This is a genomic window from Chryseobacterium sp. SORGH_AS_0447, from assembly GCF_030818695.1.
Taxonomy (GTDB): Bacteria; Bacteroidota; Bacteroidia; order Flavobacteriales; family Weeksellaceae; genus Chryseobacterium.
Genome location: NZ_JAUTAR010000001.1, coordinates 2,894,627 through 2,911,012 on the forward strand (window position 1 = coordinate 2,894,627; position 16,386 = coordinate 2,911,012).

Genomic DNA, 16,386 nt, shown 5'->3' on the forward strand with positions numbered 1-16,386 from the left:
AATTTGCATACAACCTTCATTGTTTTGCATACATCCGCTTCATTATTTCTGCGGAATTTTGTTGTAATAAAAATCAGAATATGAATTTAAAACACATTGCATTAGGAAATCAGGGACTGACCGTTCCGGCCATCGGTTTGGGATGTATGGGAATGACCGGCTTTGAAGAGGCCGATACCTACGGAAAATCAGACGAGCAGGAAGCAATCGCCACCATTCACCGTTCGTTTGAGCTGGGTGGAAACTTCCTCGATACCGCCGACCTGTACGGCCCGCTGAAGAATGAGCAGCTGATTGCAAAAGCCATCGGCAAACAGCGTGACCAGTATATTATTGCTACTAAATTCGGCTGGGAAATCGATGACCAGCATAAAATTACCTGGGCTATCAACGGCAAAAAGGAATACGTAAAAAAGGCCGTTGAAAGATCTCTGAAAAATTTAAACACCGATTACATCGATTTGTATTATATGCACCGTTTAGACAAAAATACCCCGATTGAAGAAACGGTAGGTGCGATGAGTGAATTGGTACAGGAAGGAAAAGTAAAGTACATCGGATTATCCGAAGTTTCTTCCGAAACAGTACAGAGAGCCCATCAGATTCATCCAATTACGGCAGTACAAAGCGAATATTCCCTTTTTGAAAGAACGGTAGAGGAAAAAGGAGTACTGAAAACACTTCGGGACCTGTGCATCGGTTTTGTGGCTTATTCTCCGCTGGGAAGAGGGTTTCTGTCGGGACAAATAAAAACCGTCGATGATCTTCCTGAAAATGATTTCCGCAGAGGAATTCCCCGGTTTCAGGGTGACTACTTCCAAAAGAATATCGAACTGGTGGAAGCCATCGGCAAAATGGCAGAAGAGAAAAACATCACGTCTTCCCAACTTGCCCTGGCTTGGATCATGAGCAAAGGTATCGTTCCGATTCCGGGAACGAAGCGCAGGAAATATGTTGAGCAGAATATCGCATCGGTTTCTATAGAATTAAATGCTGATGATATTGAGAAACTGGAAAGTATCGTACCTTTAGGAACCGATACCGGAGCTCCGTATGACGAATTCAGCATGGGTCTTCTGGATTATTAATTTTAATATACGAATTATGCATACCATTCAGTCGCTTTCCGCCTTCCACCGCCTGATGTCTCTGCCCGAACCGAAGCATCCTCTTGTCAGCGTCATCAATTTATCAGATGCTGTCTTTGCTGAAAATGAGATCTGGAAAGGTTTCGTCAACCGCTTTTACTGCATTGCCTTAAAAAGAGAGGCTACCGGAAAGATCAGATACGGACAGCAGCATTATGATTACGATAAAGGGGTGCTGAGCTTTACGGCGCCAAACCAGGTTCAGTATCTGGACGTTCATGAGATGGATTGCCACGGAAAAGGCTACCTTCTGGTTTTTCATGAAGATTTTCTTCTGAAACATCCTTTGGCCCAAACCATTTCTGGATACGGATTTTTTTCTTACGCGGTCAATGAAGCCCTGCATCTGTCGGAAGATGAAGAAAACGATCTGGTTGAAATTCTCTGTAAAATTGATAAAGAGTGTCGTCATATTGATCACTATACCCAGGAAATTATTCTGTCTCAGATCGATTTGCTGTTAAATTACTCTAACCGGTTTTACGAAAGACAGTTTATCACAAGAAAAAGCGGGAACCATCAGCTGCTGGCGAAATTCGAGCAATACCTTAATGATTACTTCCATCAGGACAGTTTGGAAAAAGGAATTTTAACAGTACAACAGGTGGCAGAAGCTATGAATCTTTCACCGAATTATCTGAGTGATCTTCTTCGGATCCATACCGGGCAAAATACCCAACAGCATATCCATGAAAAGCTGATCGGTAAAGCTAAGGAAAGACTTACGTCGACCCAGATGTCGGTGAGCGAAATTGCTTATGCCCTGGGATTTGAACACGCACAGTCCTTCAGCACTTTATTTAAAAAGAAAACCAATATGGCTCCTTTGGAATTCAGGACCAAATTTAAGTTTAACTAAAAGGGCTGGAAGCCGGATAATGAATTCAGGAAGTTAATAAAAATATTTCTTTACAAACTTCAGGATCCGTTTTCCGGCTTCCAGCCTTTACATATCATGTAGCTGATTATTTCTTACGGATGCGGTATAATTTTCCGCCGTCCGTTACCGTATACAGGTTATTGTCCAGACCTTGGGTAATATCTCTGAAACGCTGGTTTTCACTTGCAAGAAGCCTTTCTTCTCCTACTACCTTATTATTGTCAATAACCAGTCTTGCAATGTGCATCCCGCTGAGTGACGCTACAAAAAGGTTATTCTGCCATTCAGGAATGGTGTTGCCTTTATAAAAAGTAATACCGCTTGGCGAAATCACAGGATCCCAGTAATATACCGGCTGTTCCATACCTGCCTGCTGCTGGATTCCGTTTCCGATGGTAGCGCCGCTGTACTCAATTCCGTAGGTGATGGTTGGCCAGCCGTAATTTTTACCTGCCTGTACCCTGTTGATCTCATCACCGCCTCTCGGGCCATGCTCACTTTGCCACAATTCCCCGGTTACCGGATGAATGGCAATTCCCTGTGGATTTCGATGCCCCATACTGTACAATTCAGGCAAGGCCCCGGATTGCGTAAAGGTAGGATTTCCCGGCGCAGGCTGTCCGCTGGTGGTAATTCGTAAAATCTTTCCTAAAGCGGCCGTAACAGACTGTGCCAATGGCCTGGTCGAAAGATCGGAACGTTCTCCCGAACTTACAAACAGGTTTCCGGTACTGTCAAACAGAATCCTTCCTCCATAATGCAGGTTTCCTACATTTGCCGAAGGATTGGCCCGGTAGATAACCACCGGATTCTCAATGGTTGTTTCGGAATTTGAAAGCCTTCCCTTTGCAACCGAAGTAACATTGCCCCCGGAAACATTTTCAGAGAACACCCAATATACCATTCTGTTGGACGAGAACTGCGGATCTACACAAACTCCAAGCAGTCCGCCCTGCCCTCCTGAATTAACCGCAGGAAGCCCGGTGATCGCACCGCTTACGGCTCCGGTATTGCTTACAATTCTCATGGTTCCTGCTTTTTCGGTAACCAGCAATCTTCCGTCCGGCAGACTTGTAATTCCCCAAGGTGCGGATAGTGATGACGTAACTACTTCTCCAATATATTCCGTTGAGGTTTTTACACCGTTGGCCCGGGTCTGTCCCGGAAATGCAGGCTGGTAATTAGTATTGGCAGCGTTGGTTTCTACAGGCGGAAGTACGGGCCCATTGTTCACGTTTTCATCAATCGTTTCCGAGCAGCCTGCAAACAGCATCGATGCTGCAATCAGCATTTGGTAAGTTGTTATTTTCATATAATCAATTTTGGTGATTTGGTAATAATTTCAGTTCTTATGCATCAAATTTTTTGCCGTAAATGATTTTCAAGCAATTTTTGCAAAGTATAATCGATTGGCTATATAAAATCGGTACAATGAATACGTAAATTCCATCAGATGTTCTTATTAGATTAATTCTAATTATTTTAAAAAAGTTCACATCCCCAAATTGTCTCCAACAGGAGGTTTGCAAAAATTTTATTAAAAAACAATTCCAAATTGTAATTATTTTAGTAAAAAAGAGAATTGTGGCATGAATATTATTATATTAATAAGAAACACTCTAAGAGATGGAAAATTTATCAGAAAATAAAGAACTAATAAAAAACTATATACATCTTATCATTAAGCAGCAATTTAATATTCAGATTGATCTCACCGGTGAATATACTTTTACAGAAAACCTGGTTTCGAGAAAACCGATTATTGCAACAACTTTCTCAGATAAGATTTTATCAGACCCTGAAATCAAGATGTTTCTTACTTCGCTGATTACAGAGATTAACACCGGGAACTGCAGCATACAGTCGATGAAGATGAAGCTCAGAAATTATCCGCAGATCGACTGGAATTCGTTAAGAAGAATTGTATGAATCGTATAAAATGAAAAAACAGATAAAATAAAAGTCCTTGCATCATCTGCAAGGACTTTTATTTTGAAATATCTTTAGATTTATTGCAGGTATTGCGCTACTTTATCTTCAAGGTCTTCCAGATTGAAAGGTTTTGCTACATAATCATCTGCCTGTGCCTGTTTGGCCAAAGCTACAATATCGTTGTTCGCTGTTACATAGATAACCGGAATGGTTTTAAATTCGTCATGGTTTTTCAGAAGCCGGGTTGCCTCTACTCCACCTATTTTCGGAATCCAGTTATCCATCAGAATAACATCCGGCTGATACTGGGCAACTTTCTCCAGGATATCATGCGAGGTTTCTGAAATTTCTACGTGATAGCCGTTTTCCTCAAAAATGATCGTAATCACTTCCAGAATCGTTTTATCATCGTCAAAAATCAGGATTTTCTTTTTACTCATACTAATTTTATAATTTTTAACGTAGTTAGGGACTTTAACTTTTATTCTTTACAGCTGATTGATATAATCTGCTAAGTTACCTGAATTAATGATTAAATCATAATCTATTTCTTCCACTGCATGTTTCGGCATATAATCCACTTCTGCTGTCTCCGGATCCTGTATCCAGACCCTGCCCTTATTTTTTTTAATATAGGACAATCCTTCTACACCATCCGCATTGGCACCCGACAACAGTACACCGATCATATTTTCGCCGTAAATCTCAGCCGCTGATTTGAAGGTAACATCAATAGACGGGCGGGAATAGTTCATTTTTTCGGAACTGTCCAGCGACATTGTTTTTTTATCTTCAAACAGCAGATGGTAATCTGCCGGTGCAATGTATATTTTATTCTGCTTTACCTCTGCCTTATCTTCAATTTCAATTACTTCTACCGGCGAGAACTGCTGAAGCAGCGTCTGCAGTATATTTGTCGCATTGGCTTTTCTATGCACGACAAGCAGAATCGGAAAGCGGAGTTTGTCATCCAGTTTCTTTATCATTTCAAGAATCACCTGCAGGCTTCCTGCAGATCCTCCTATTACGATAAGTTCGGTATTCGTGCTGTTTGTGTACATGGTGTAAAAGCTTTAATGATGATCTACCTTTTTCCAGATTTTCTGATCATCAACCTGATGAAAATTTTTATCTAATTTAGAAAATCTTATGGTTTCTTTTGCTCCTAAGGCCAAAAAACCTAAATTTTCCAAACTATTGTCGAATAACCGGAACACCCTTTCCTGCAAACCGCGGTCAAAATAGATCAGAACGTTTCGGCAGATAATCAGCTGAAAACTATTGAAGGAACTGTCTGAAACTAAGTTATGGGTAGAAAGGATCAGCTTCTCCTGCAGGCTTTTATCAAACTTTACACTGTCGTAATTGGCTGTATAATAATCTGAAAAATCTTTTTTACCACCGGATTGAATGTAGTTTTCGGAATACAGCTTCATCTGGTGCAGTGGGAAAATACCTGCCCGGGCAGTCTCCAGTACAGACGGATTAAGATCCGTCCCGTAGATCAGCGACTTCTGGTACAGATTGGCTTCCTTCAGCAGAATGGCCATGGAATAAGCTTCTTCTCCTGTGGAACATCCGGCCACCCAGATCCTGATCAGCGGATACGTACCCAGCTGCGGTAATATTTTCTCCCGCAAAGTTTTAAAAAACTGGGGATCCCGGAACATTTCCGTAACGTTTACCGTAATTTCTTCAATGAAACGTTTCAGGTATTCAGGATCGTTAAGAATGGTATACCTTAATTCTGCAAAGCTGGTAAACCTGTCGATAAGGCATATCCTGTTCACCCGTCGCTTAAACGAAGCGCGGCTGTATTCTGAAAAATCGTAACCGTACATATCATAGACATCCTTGATCAGATATTCCAATTCTTCATCTTTTATAATACTCGGCTCCAGCATTTAGGTTAATTTTTCAATGGATGTTATCAACTTGTCCACATCAATCGGCTTGGTCACATAATCCTGCGCTCCTGCATCCAGGCATTTCTGCCGGTCCTGCGGCATAGCCTGAGCCGTCACCGCAATGATGGGAATATTCCTTAAAGACGGAATATCTTTTATAATTTTTATAGCCTGATAACCGTCCATTTCCGGCATCATCATATCCATCAGTATCGCCTGAAACTGGTTGTCATTCTGTAAGACCGATATGGCTTCCTGAGCCATTGTACAGCTTTCCGTCTGATAACCCCGTGCTTTTAACGTTAGTTTCAAAGCAAATATATTGCGTGGATCATCGTCCACAATTAAGATTTTCTTATTCATCAGATTTCTTGCTGTTTAACTTTCATATAACCAAACACGGAGCAGGGAAAGAAGCTGATCGATATCCACCGGCTTCGAGATATAATCTGATGCTCCTGCGATTATACATTTTTCACGCTCGCCGATCATAGATTTTGCCGTAATGGCAATAATCGGCAACCTCGTGAATTTCGGCATTTTCCTAATTTCCCTAATGGTCTCGTATCCGTCCATTTCCGGCATCATCATATCCATTAGGATTACATCGACGTCCGGATTTTCTTTAATTTGCTGAAGGGCATGCTTTCCGTCCATGGCTACTACCGCTTCCACTTTGTATTTTTCCAATGCTTTGGTAAGGGAGAAAATATTCCGTACATCATCATCGGTAATCAGGATTTTTTTTCCGCTAAGAACCTCTGTTAAGGAGCCCAGCGCTTTATTTCTTACCGTTTCGATGGAACTGTTTTTTTCTTCCACCAGATGTAGGAACAGCCCTACCTCATCCAGGATTCTCTGGTAGGAATGAGCTGTTTTTACCACAATAGAATCTGCATACTGCTTAATCTTCAATTCTTCAGATTTGGATAAATTCCTTTCTGTAAAAATAATGATCGGAAGGTTCTCCAGTCCGTCGTAGCTTTTAATAGATTCTACAATCTCGTATTCATTTCCTTTTGATGCCCCGATGTCTAAAATGACACAGTCTATACGATCGGAAGTCAGGGCTTTTACACTGTCTTCCACATTGTTCTCCACCGAAAGCGAAATATTAAAATTGCTCAAAAAATAAGATAATGCACTGGCGTGCTTAGCATTTTCTTCAACAATTAAAACTTTCTGCGGTCCTTTTTTAAGGGCTTCTTCAATTTTTTTGAATACCTCTGTCATCTGATCCAATGCGACCGGCTTGCTGATAAAATCGATAGCCCCTTTCATCAGACTTTCTTTCTTTACATGCAGTGCAGACATCATGTGAACAGGGATATGCTTGGTATCTGCATTTGATTTTAGATCATCCATTACCTGCCATCCGTCTTTTACCGGCAGCTGAACATCCAATAAAATCGCATGCGGACGGTATTGCAAAGCAGCGGCAAGACCGCGGTCTCCCCTTACTTCAATTACGGCCTTATAACTCTGCAAATGGGCGTATTTCAGCAATGCTTTGGCAAAATTCGTATCATCTTCAATGATCAGGATTACTTTATCGTCCTTTTCTATCTGGTTACGGTCATCGTCTACATTATCCGGGATTTTGAGCGTATTAATTTCTTCTTTTACGTCATCTTCTCCTTCATCCAGGATATGCTGAATTTCTTCAACCTCTTCACGGATCGTTTTTACCAGGTTCTGATCATTTTCGGCCGGCTTGATTTCAGCAGTTTCTTTTACCGGAATAATTAAGCTGAACTCGCTTCCTTCGTCCACTTTGCTTTGAAGAACCAATTCTCCGCCCAGCAACCTGGCAATTTCACGGCTGATAGATAACCCCAGACCTGTTCCCCCGAACTTTCTCTTGGTAGAACCGTCTGCCTGCTGGAAGGCTTCGAAAATAATCTTCTGCTTGTCTTCCGCAATACCTATTCCTGTATCTTTTACCGAGAAAATTATAAAGTCTTTCTTTTTAGGATCGTTTTTAATATTCAGGCTGATACTTCCTTTGGTGGTAAATTTCAAAGCATTCGACAATAAATTTCTCAATACCTGATCCACCCTCAAACAGTCGGTCTGGATATTTTTTTGAACATCTGCTTCAATATCAATATTAAACAGAAGCTTTTTCTCCTGGAAAACCGGATTGAAAAGGTTCTTAAGGTCTCTTACGACATCTTCGATAACAACGTCCTGATATTCCAGGGTCATCTTTCCGGATTCGATCTTGGCCAGATCCAGGATTTCATCAATTAAGGTCAGCAAGCTGCTTCCTGAGCTTTGGATTACCTTTGCCGATTCGATCTGATCTTCATTCAGGTTTTCGTCAGGATTTTCAGCCATCAGTCTGGAAAGAAGCAGAATGGAATTCAGCGGCGTACGCAGCTCGTGAGACATATTCGCCAGGAATTCCGATTTGTATTTGGTGCTCAAGGCAAGCTCTTCCACCTTTTTCTGGATTTCGTTGTTGCGTTCGGCAATCAGGTGGTTTTTTTCTTCCAATAATCTCGAACGCTCTTCCAGTTCAGCATTGGCCTGCATCAATTCTTCCTGTTGCACTTTCAGCTCTTCTTCCGAAGCCTGTAGTTTCTGGGTCTGGGCTTCCAGTTCGGTATTTAAATTTTCCAGTTCAGAATGCTGCACCTGCAGCTCTTCCGATTGGGCCTGCGTTTCTTCCAGCAATTGTTGTTCTTTCTCACGGCCTCTGGCTGCACTTAAAGCAATTCCGATATTCCGGCTGCATTCTACGAAATAATCAATCCGGTCCTGCTCGTAATTTGAAGTTGATCCCAGTTCCAAAATTCCGATAATTCCTCCGTCGGCAAAAATCGGGATCAGCATAATACCGTAGATCTGAATGGTGCTGCTCGCGAAAGTTACCACGAAATCATCTTCATGCAGGTTGTTGTAAACCTGTGTTTTTTCGCTGATAAAAGTCTGGCCAACCATTCCTTCGCCCGGTTCGAAAACTTTCTTCATGTTATTTTCAAGCCCGAACGCAGTCGTCAGCCTCAGCAATCCTTCATCATAGAGATAGATGGAACCGTTGATGCATTTTCCATATTCAACCAGCTGATGCAGTGAAGCGGTAGCAACCTCTTTTACAGTTTTGTTTCCTACAAGAGATTCGTTTAAAATCGCAAGTCCTTTCTGACGCCAGTCGCTTTTATTGATGGTATCAAAGGAGAACTTCAGCGATTCCGTCATGTGATTCAGTGATTCCACCAACTCTCCTAAATCGTCTTCGGCAGTATCCACTACTTTCTGGCTATAATCCCCGTTGGCTACCCGGTTGGCAATCTTCTGGATGGCACTCACCCTTCTGGAAATTTCAAGATCTTTTGCCCTGAGCATTTTTTCCAGTTTTTCCCTGCGGATCAGATCGGATCTTAATTTAAAATAGAAGAAGGTCGTTACGATGATGGCTGCAATAGCAGAAAATATAATGAACATCACCGTCGTATTTGAAGAACGGTTAAGATCCTTGTTTTTTATAGCAAGCTGGTTTTCTTCATACTGCGAAAATTCTTTCACAATCTGTCGGCTTCTGTCCATATTGATCTTGCTGTCGAGGATCTGCTGCTGCGTCATCATCATTCCTTTTCTGCGGTTCTCCACATAAAGTTTCTGGGTAGCAATATTATCGTTTGCATTTTTCTCCAGCTCATCCAGCAGCTTTTTCTGATGAGGATCGGTTATCTCCAGCGTTTTTGCATACTCAAAGGTCTTGGAATATTCGGCAACGCTGCGGTTGAAGGGTTCAAGAAAGCTTTCCTTTCCGGTAAGCTGGTATCCGCGGTTTCCGGTTTCCGCATCCAGAAGCGACAGCATCACATCCTTTACGGCGGTTACTGCCCTTTTGCTTTTCCCAACGCTTTCGCGGTGGTTCATCTGGTTCTGAATACTGAAATAAGAAGCGATTGAACTTGCTATAAGGATAACAAGGGAAAGCCCGACTCCAAACTGAAGATTTCGTATAATTTTTTTCGGCATGAAAATTAGTTTAATGGTAAAGTAAAATAGAATGTTGAGCCTTCGTCAACTTTGCTGGAAACTCCGATATTACCGTGGTGCTGCTTGATGATTTCGGAACAGATGAAAAGCCCGATACCCATCCCCTGAAACTGGAGGGAAGATTCTTCAACCCGGTAAAATTTATGAAAAACGGCTTCCTGCTTATAATCCGGGATGCCGATTCCGAAATCGGTAACATTTACTTTTATTTCCTGCTCTTCTTCATCAAGGAAAGTGGTTACAATGACCTGATTGTTGTTGGGAGAATATTTTATGGCGTTGGTAAGGAAGTTAATTAAAACCTGCTCAATACGGATTTCGTCGATGGGAATCAGAATCTCCGGAAGAATCCCGTCACGTTTTATTTTTACCCTATTTTCATCATGGGTCTGCAGAATAGTATCGATGGCGTTATTTATTACGCTTGCCAGGTTCGCCGGTTTACGGGTAATTTTCAGTTTTCCGTTTTCAATTTTGGAAACATCCAGCAGATCGGTAATCAGGGTGTTGAGTTTTTCAATCTGGTCCTGGACTTTGGTAACAAATCCGGCTTCCGTACTTTCTTTATTAAGCTTCAGCTTTCTTTCCAGCAACTGAACATACGCCTTGATGCTCGTTAAAGGTGTTTTAAGCTCATGGCTGGCAATACTCAGGAACTCATCTTTTTCCTTTTCTACTTTTTTCTGGTCATCAATATCGGTAAAGGTTCCTACCCAGTTTTTAATGCTGTTCTCTTCATGCACCGGTGTGATGCGCAATAGATGATAACGGTAATTTCCCGTCTCCCGGTTTTTAATCCTTACCTCCATTTCAAGAGCCTTGCCTTTTTTCCTGCATCTTTCAAGCTCTTCTTTTATATTGAAATCGTCCGGATGCGTTTCAGGAAATTCTTTATCGGAATCCGAATACTGATACCATTTTACATTCACAAAATCTACGATTCCTTTTTCATTAAGAGTAAATGCAATCTGGGGAAGAGACTCCAGCATTAGGTGAAAATGATCGATCTGAGACTTCATGGTCACTTGGGATTCCCGCCTGCCCTTTACTTCTAATTCCAGGCTCTGCTGCGTCTTTTTCATCGCAAGATTCTGTTCCTGGAGGTTATAAAAGGTTTTTACCTTAAGAAGGAGAATTTCCGGATCCACGGGTTTCGTTACATAGTCCTTTCCTCCGGAAGCGTATCCTTTGGTAATGAATTTTTTTTCCGTATTTACTGCAGAAAGAAATATAATCGGCACTTCTTTTGTTTTGCTGTACCCGGCTAACGTTTCGGCAACTTCAAAACCATCCATGTCTGGCATCTGTACATCTAAAATGATGAGGGCATAATCGTTTTTAAGAGCCTTGCCAAGGGCCTGTTCGCCCGAATCCGCTGTATCTACCTGAAAATCTTTAGATTCAAGCAATTTTTTTAATGAATAAAGATTACTTTGGTTATCATCAACAATTAAGATCATAGAAACGTAAATCAATAATTAATTATTTTTTAGATCAGTTTCAAAAGTACTGATAATATTCTAAAAAAAGTCATTCTGTATCTTGCAGCAATAGATATACCATTATGTTAAATTCTCTAAAATTTTTATTAAAAAAAGTGATCAAAAAAAGTGGAGTTATCTTTATTCGGGCAATTGAGTGTTTAAATGTAAAAATTTAACCAATTATACTATTTTAAATTAAAATTTTCTTTTTATAAAATTATTCACGGCACGGTGTTTGAATACAGATTGGTAACACTTTTTCACTTAAATATATTTTTCAAATTTAGCCCCCGTTTTTTGCGGGGGTTTGCTTTTTTGTTTATATATTTGCAGCGAATTTCTCATGTTTAATTTGAGTTTTCATGGTTATTAGTTTTTTAATCCCCGTCGCAAGTCGGGGATTTTTTATTGCAATAATTACAACCATCCGTTTATTTTTGTCTTATTTCCCTACCACAGTTCTGAGAATTTTATTCATTAAAAATTTAATTTCATTTAAAATTCTACCCGGTCTGGCACAACTTGTGATATAGCAGAGATACACCATTAAAATCATAACACTATGTCGATAAAAATACAAGTCGCTGTCTGCACAGAATGCAAAGGCTATTTTTCAGCTGCACCATTGGAACAGAAAAACGCAAATCACCCGGATATTATTGATCATTTTTTCTATCATGGCGAACCATGGTTCACTCTTGACTGTAAAACCTTTGAAAAGTCGAAAAAGCTTGAAAATACACAAATTGTTGTTACCGACCTTGAAGAGCATGCAAAGGATGATCATAGGTACTGCAACTGCAAGAAGAAAGAAGTTTCTGCTCAAGTAAAATATGCTTATGAAGCATTACAAACTGAAAAGTATCTTCCGTATATGGAAAAGAATGAAATGGAAAATGAAATTTACTTCAAAGATTTGTATTACACCTATAATAATTTTCATGGGATTGCTGCTGCAAGCCACCACAGAAATTCAGGCACAAAATTTCGCTGAATATAACATGTCATGAAAATTGCAACATACAACGTGAACGGCGTAAACGGTCGGCTTCCTGTGCTCCTTAAATGGTTACAGGAAGCCGACCCTGATATTGTATGCCTGCAGGAACTCAAGGCACCGCAGGAAAAATTTCCTGAAACATCTATTCATGAGGCTGGCTATCATGCCATATGGAAAGGGCAGAAAAGCTGGAACGGGGTGGCCATTCTCGCTAAAAAAAACCTGGAAATTACCGAAGTACAAAGAGAACTGCCAGGTGATGAAGATGATGTCCAGAGCCGTTATATAGAAGCCATCATCGGCCAGATAGTAATATGCTGCCTTTATCTCCCGAATGGAAATCCGTTTCCGGGCCCGAAATTCGAATATAAATTAGACTGGCTCAAGCGTTTTAAAAAACGTACCAATGACCTCATTAAAATGGATCTTCCGGCAATACTAATCGGAGATTTTAATATTATCCCCACTCCTTTTGATGTTCACAAACCGGAAAAATGGGAAGACGATGCCTTATTCCGGCCTGAAGTACGTAAAGCCTTTGCCGATCTTTTAAAAAAAGGCTGGACCGATTCCATCCGCACCCTATTTCCGGAAGAAAAAATCTACACATTCTGGGATTATCTCTATAAAGCGTATTCACGTGATGCAGGTATTCGGCTGGATCATATTCTGCTGAATCCGTACCTGAAACCAAGGCTGCAGTCCGGAGGTGTTGACAAACACGTTCGCGGCTGGGAAAAAAGCAGTGATCATGCTCCTGTCTGGATTGAATTGAAAGAGGTATAATCTTCGACAGAATTGATAAAAAAATTCATTGATAAAAAATAAAGTTATCCTGATTTCAGGATAACTTTTAATTTTTAAATAAGCTTTTGCAGATGTATTAGATACGTACTATTTCACTGCAGCCTGCGCTTTTTCAGATTCCATTAAGTGATGCTCTAAGGTAGGCAGTGTGTTGCTTGCAAAAGATTTCAGTGAAGTTTCCGTACCTCCCGAAGCCTCTTTCTTAAATTCTGCAATATCCTTTTTATGATCAGTTACCATAAGATCGGTATAGGCACGGTCGAATTCCGCTCCTTTTTTAGCTTTCAGTTCATCGTACTGTTTCTGCTGATCCGCATCAAGGGTTGTAGGAAGCGTATATTTGGCCGTAGCAGCCCATGCTTTCAGTTCATTATTGGCTTTTCCATGATCTTTTACCATCATTGATCCTAATGATTTTACAGTAGCATTCTGGGCATTGGTTTTGGCCAGGTCACCCATCATGACTTCCATCATACCTCCTTTGGCTGCCGCATCAGCAAATTTTTTGTCCTGATCGCTTAAAGAAGTAGATGCCGCAGTGTTTTGGTTCATGGTTGAAGCCGAATCGGTTGTGGATGTTGCCATTCCCGTATCTGCAGGTGCAGACATAGCGGTGCTGTCGGCTGATTCGTTTGCTGTTGTTGTTTCGTTTTTCTTACAAGCCACCATAGTTCCAACGGCTAATAGGGCTAAAATTGTCTTTTTCATAATATTAATAAATGGTTGATAAATTTTTTGGTGTTATGCGAATAAACTTAACGATAAAATGGGTCACCGGTTTATGCGCAGGATCATAATCTGTAAATTAATTTTAAAAATAAAAGTTGACCCTTTAAAAATAAAAGAAGCTCTTCCGTAACTGAAACAGCTTCTTCTATCGATGATTATACAAAATTATTGTATTTGATATTTCCGGTAGCTCCCATTGGAAGGAATACCACTTTTCTTTTGATCATTTTTGCTTTCTCAAGAGCTTTAAGTGCTTTCTGACGCTCGATCTCTTTGTTCAGGGATACCGCATTATCCCATTCGTTTGAATTTTTCATAATATAATATTTAAGTGATTGGTGTGTCTGTATCAGTATGCTTTTCAGCTATAAATGTGTTTACATAAAACAGGCCACTTTTTATATTTTATGAAAAAAAATAATATTTTTTTATATTTAAATGAAAGATTTACACTTAATTTATTACCTGTTGGTTTTCAGCCACTTCTTTCTTTCTGAATTTCTGAAAAAAGAAGATATTCCATAAAATAAGTTCGTAGCCATAGACGGTATCTTCAATAGGAATAGTTAGAATCCTGATTCCTATAAAATCTTTCGGATTGTAATTTACGATCGGAGATTCCAGCCCGGTTCCGGTTAAAATACCATTAACCATCAAAAAGCCGGGCATCAAAAGAAGATATATGAATGAAGCTTTGCCGATCCACCGTACTTTGAGAGCAAAATGCAGAACAGCCAGGCTGAATGCCGTCGTGATGAAAGTAAGGCTGGTGTAAATTTTATCGATGAAATAAATTCCGATCATCAAAGCCAGCAAAATACATATCAGTACAAAAGCTTTCTCCCGCAAAGGTTTCCAGTCAAGCTTAAAAAACTTATCCAGACAGAAATATGTAAACATACAAGAAAAGGGAATACAGAAAAAGAAAAGGATTTCTTCAACCGGTAGTTTAAGTAACCGGATTCCGATCAGGTAGCGGTCATTAAACCACCATACCCCTATTTTGGTAAACCATGCATCCCAGATAATAAAAACCACTGCCACGATTAATGATGCCGAAAAAAAGGCTCCGAAATGCCTGTTGAATTTGATTTTTGGATGAAAGGAGAAGATAAAGCAAATAATTACGGTAAAGAAATTGATAAGAAGGTAAGTATATTGCAGCATCCTTTATTTTTTTTTATTAAAATACATCTTAAAATACTTCACGGGAACCCAAAGAAAACCAAAGCATTCGCCTTCTTCCTTTCCGATATGCTTGTGATGCTGTTTATGGGCTCTTCTAATCGCCAGCAAATATGGATTTTCGGTATCACGAAGTACTTTCAGACGCTGGTGGATGAAAATATCGTGTACGAAGAAATACGCCATTCCGTACAGGGCAATTCCAACAGCAATGTAGAACCAATAATTGAAGCCCTGTATGGTGCCGTAGTACATCAGCATAATGGTTGGAAGCGCAAAAATCACAAAAAAATAATCATTTTTTTCCATGGGTCCGTCATTGCTGTGATCGTGATGATCTTTGTGAAGCGCCCAGAGAAATCCGTGCATGATGTATTTATGAGTAAGCCAGGTAATCCCTTCCATAATGAAGAAAGTAGCTGCCACGATAAGAAAATTCATATAAATAATTTAAGTAGTATTGATGCTATAATAAAGAGGTTTTGTACTGTACGTAGCAGCTCATCATCAGAGAAATCTTCGCACTGTTTGATATTCTTATTCTTTCACTCAGGATTTTTTCTGCCGATTTTCTCTTGATCTTCTTAAATAAAGAAATATAATATTTGTAGGCAAGATAGACTCCGAACCTTGAAGAAGCCGGAAGTTTCTTTATGCCGACTAAAGCCTGTCTGAACTCCTCCTCTATTTCTTTTTCGATGGAAAGCTTTACATTATTGTCAAATGATGTCATATCCAGATTTGGAAAATAGCTTCTTCCCAATGTATAATAATCATCTTTCATATCTCTCAGGAAGTTCACTTTCTGAAAGGCAGAACCCAAAATCATGGCAGAAGGCTTCAATGCCTCATACTGCTTTTTGTCGCCGTTTACAAAAATCTGTAAACACATCAGTCCCACTACCTCTGCGGATCCGAGGATATATTCTTTGTAAAGGTCTGAATTGTAATCGATTTTCTGAAGATCCATCTCCATACTTTTCAGAAACTGGATGATCAGCTTGCGGTCGATGTTATACCGGTGTACCGTTTCCTGGAACGACTGTAAAATCGGGTTCAGTGAAATACGGTCTTCGAGAGCCTGAAATGTTTCTTCCTTAAATTTCAGCAACAGTCTTTCTTTATTGAAATCGTGGAAGCTGTCTACGATTTCATCGGCAAGACGTACATAGCCGTAAATGGCATAGATCGGATTTCTGATCGATGAGGATAGGGCGAGAATTCCTAAGGAAAAACTGGTGCTGTACTGCTGGGTAGTTTGTTTACTGACTTTATAAGAAAGTTCGTCAAATAATTTTTTCAT

Annotated in this window: 17 protein-coding genes; 5 read left to right on the top strand and 12 right to left on the bottom strand. The window is 40.2% G+C overall.

The features are described 5' to 3' along the window. The first annotated feature begins 80 nt into the window (after positions 1-80). Both QE422_RS13375 and QE422_RS13380 read left to right on the top strand, forming a co-directional pair. Positions 81-1,088: an aldo/keto reductase gene (locus QE422_RS13375; RefSeq protein ID WP_307459226.1), complete on the top strand. Its 1,008-nt coding sequence runs from the start codon at positions 81-83 to the stop codon at positions 1,086-1,088. A 16-nt stretch (positions 1,089-1,104) separates the two neighbouring features. Continuing rightward, entirely contained in the window at positions 1,105-2,007 is a 903-nt protein-coding gene (locus QE422_RS13380; RefSeq protein ID WP_307459229.1) for an AraC family transcriptional regulator, read from the top strand. A 106-nt stretch (positions 2,008-2,113) separates the two neighbouring features. On the opposite strand, the gene QE422_RS13385 is transcribed toward QE422_RS13380, so the two are convergent. Continuing rightward, positions 2,114-3,340, bottom strand: coding sequence for a PQQ-dependent sugar dehydrogenase (locus QE422_RS13385; protein WP_307459231.1), 1,227 nt, complete (start codon positions 3,338-3,340; stop codon positions 2,114-2,116). 314 nt (positions 3,341-3,654) lie between these two features. Here QE422_RS13385 and QE422_RS13390 point away from each other — a divergent pair, with 314 nt between their 5' ends. Next, entirely contained in the window at positions 3,655-3,957 is a 303-nt protein-coding gene (locus QE422_RS13390) for a hypothetical protein (protein ID WP_307459233.1), read from the top strand. An 80-nt stretch (positions 3,958-4,037) separates the two neighbouring features. On the opposite strand, the gene QE422_RS13395 is transcribed toward QE422_RS13390, so the two are convergent. From QE422_RS13395 to QE422_RS13420, 6 genes are read right to left on the bottom strand one after another with little or no spacing between them, the layout of a single operon-like run. Further along, complete coding sequence (locus QE422_RS13395) at positions 4,038-4,400, bottom strand: response regulator (protein WP_307459236.1); 363 nt, start codon at positions 4,398-4,400, stop codon at positions 4,038-4,040. 48 nt (positions 4,401-4,448) lie between these two features. Beyond that, positions 4,449-5,021: a chemotaxis protein CheB gene (locus tag QE422_RS13400; protein ID WP_307459237.1), complete on the bottom strand. Its 573-nt coding sequence runs from the start codon at positions 5,019-5,021 to the stop codon at positions 4,449-4,451. Positions 5,022-5,033: 12 nt separating this feature from the next. After that, positions 5,034-5,864: a protein-glutamate O-methyltransferase CheR gene (locus tag QE422_RS13405; RefSeq protein WP_307459241.1), complete on the bottom strand. Its 831-nt coding sequence runs from the start codon at positions 5,862-5,864 to the stop codon at positions 5,034-5,036. Beyond that, the gene (locus tag QE422_RS13410) at positions 5,865-6,230 is read right to left on the bottom strand and encodes a response regulator (RefSeq protein WP_307459244.1); all 366 of its coding nucleotides are present in this window, start codon (positions 6,228-6,230) and stop codon (positions 5,865-5,867) included. A gap of 15 nt (positions 6,231-6,245) precedes the next feature. Continuing rightward, complete coding sequence (locus QE422_RS13415) at positions 6,246-9,857, bottom strand: response regulator (RefSeq protein ID WP_307459247.1); 3,612 nt, start codon at positions 9,855-9,857, stop codon at positions 6,246-6,248. 5 nt (positions 9,858-9,862) lie between these two features. After that, positions 9,863-11,338, bottom strand: coding sequence for a response regulator (locus tag QE422_RS13420; RefSeq protein WP_307462372.1), 1,476 nt, complete (start codon positions 11,336-11,338; stop codon positions 9,863-9,865). Positions 11,339-11,924: 586 nt separating this feature from the next. Between QE422_RS13420 and QE422_RS13425 the strand changes: the two genes are divergently transcribed. Both QE422_RS13425 and xth read left to right on the top strand, forming a co-directional pair. Beyond that, a complete protein-coding gene (locus QE422_RS13425; RefSeq protein ID WP_307459249.1) occupies positions 11,925-12,356 on the top strand; it encodes a hypothetical protein in 432 nt (143 codons plus the stop codon). A gap of 12 nt (positions 12,357-12,368) precedes the next feature. Beyond that, positions 12,369-13,148, top strand: a complete 780-nt coding sequence (xth, locus tag QE422_RS13430; protein WP_307459252.1) for an exodeoxyribonuclease III — start codon at positions 12,369-12,371, stop codon at positions 13,146-13,148. A gap of 108 nt (positions 13,149-13,256) precedes the next feature. On the opposite strand, the gene QE422_RS13435 is transcribed toward xth, so the two are convergent. The 5 genes from QE422_RS13435 to QE422_RS13455 all read right to left on the bottom strand — a co-directional run bounded on the left by QE422_RS13435 (position 13,257) and on the right by QE422_RS13455 (position 16,386). Next, complete coding sequence (locus tag QE422_RS13435; protein ID WP_307459255.1) at positions 13,257-13,877, bottom strand: DUF4142 domain-containing protein; 621 nt, start codon at positions 13,875-13,877, stop codon at positions 13,257-13,259. A 176-nt stretch (positions 13,878-14,053) separates the two neighbouring features. After that, positions 14,054-14,215 carry a hypothetical protein gene (locus tag QE422_RS13440; RefSeq protein WP_307459258.1) on the bottom strand — a complete coding sequence of 54 codons (162 nt, stop codon included), beginning with the start codon at positions 14,213-14,215 and terminating at the stop codon, positions 14,054-14,056. Between the two features lie 136 nt (positions 14,216-14,351). Beyond that, positions 14,352-15,065: a lycopene cyclase domain-containing protein gene (locus QE422_RS13445; protein ID WP_307459259.1), complete on the bottom strand. Its 714-nt coding sequence runs from the start codon at positions 15,063-15,065 to the stop codon at positions 14,352-14,354. Positions 15,066-15,068: 3 nt separating this feature from the next. Continuing rightward, positions 15,069-15,524 carry a sterol desaturase family protein gene (locus tag QE422_RS13450; protein WP_307459262.1) on the bottom strand — a complete coding sequence of 152 codons (456 nt, stop codon included), beginning with the start codon at positions 15,522-15,524 and terminating at the stop codon, positions 15,069-15,071. 25 nt (positions 15,525-15,549) lie between these two features. Then, the gene (locus QE422_RS13455; RefSeq protein ID WP_307459264.1) at positions 15,550-16,386 is read right to left on the bottom strand and encodes a phytoene/squalene synthase family protein; all 837 of its coding nucleotides are present in this window, start codon (positions 16,384-16,386) and stop codon (positions 15,550-15,552) included.

Bases quoted from the DNA above. Each gene is read 5' to 3' on its own strand.
- QE422_RS13375 (WP_307459226.1), top strand. From the start codon at position 81: ATGAATTTAAAACACATTGCATTAGGAAATCAGGGACTGACCGTTCCG.
- QE422_RS13380 (WP_307459229.1), top strand. From the start codon at position 1,105: ATGCATACCATTCAGTCGCTTTCCGCCTTCCACCGCCTGATGTCTCTG.
- QE422_RS13385 (WP_307459231.1), bottom strand. From the start codon at position 3,340: ATGAAAATAACAACTTACCAAATGCTGATTGCAGCATCGATGCTGTTT.
- QE422_RS13390 (WP_307459233.1), top strand. From the start codon at position 3,655: ATGGAAAATTTATCAGAAAATAAAGAACTAATAAAAAACTATATACAT.
- QE422_RS13395 (WP_307459236.1), bottom strand. From the start codon at position 4,400: ATGAGTAAAAAGAAAATCCTGATTTTTGACGATGATAAAACGATTCTG.
- QE422_RS13400 (WP_307459237.1), bottom strand. From the start codon at position 5,021: ATGTACACAAACAGCACGAATACCGAACTTATCGTAATAGGAGGATCT.
- QE422_RS13405 (WP_307459241.1), bottom strand. From the start codon at position 5,864: ATGCTGGAGCCGAGTATTATAAAAGATGAAGAATTGGAATATCTGATC.
- QE422_RS13410 (WP_307459244.1), bottom strand. From the start codon at position 6,230: ATGAATAAGAAAATCTTAATTGTGGACGATGATCCACGCAATATATTT.
- QE422_RS13415 (WP_307459247.1), bottom strand. From the start codon at position 9,857: ATGCCGAAAAAAATTATACGAAATCTTCAGTTTGGAGTCGGGCTTTCC.
- QE422_RS13420 (WP_307462372.1), bottom strand. From the start codon at position 11,338: ATGATCTTAATTGTTGATGATAACCAAAGTAATCTTTATTCATTAAAA.
- QE422_RS13425 (WP_307459249.1), top strand. From the start codon at position 11,925: ATGTCGATAAAAATACAAGTCGCTGTCTGCACAGAATGCAAAGGCTAT.
- xth (WP_307459252.1), top strand. From the start codon at position 12,369: ATGAAAATTGCAACATACAACGTGAACGGCGTAAACGGTCGGCTTCCT.
- QE422_RS13435 (WP_307459255.1), bottom strand. From the start codon at position 13,877: ATGAAAAAGACAATTTTAGCCCTATTAGCCGTTGGAACTATGGTGGCT.
- QE422_RS13440 (WP_307459258.1), bottom strand. From the start codon at position 14,215: ATGAAAAATTCAAACGAATGGGATAATGCGGTATCCCTGAACAAAGAG.
- QE422_RS13445 (WP_307459259.1), bottom strand. From the start codon at position 15,065: ATGCTGCAATATACTTACCTTCTTATCAATTTCTTTACCGTAATTATT.
- QE422_RS13450 (WP_307459262.1), bottom strand. From the start codon at position 15,524: ATGAATTTTCTTATCGTGGCAGCTACTTTCTTCATTATGGAAGGGATT.
- QE422_RS13455 (WP_307459264.1), bottom strand. From the start codon at position 16,386: ATGAAAAAATTATTTGACGAACTTTCTTATAAAGTCAGTAAACAAACT.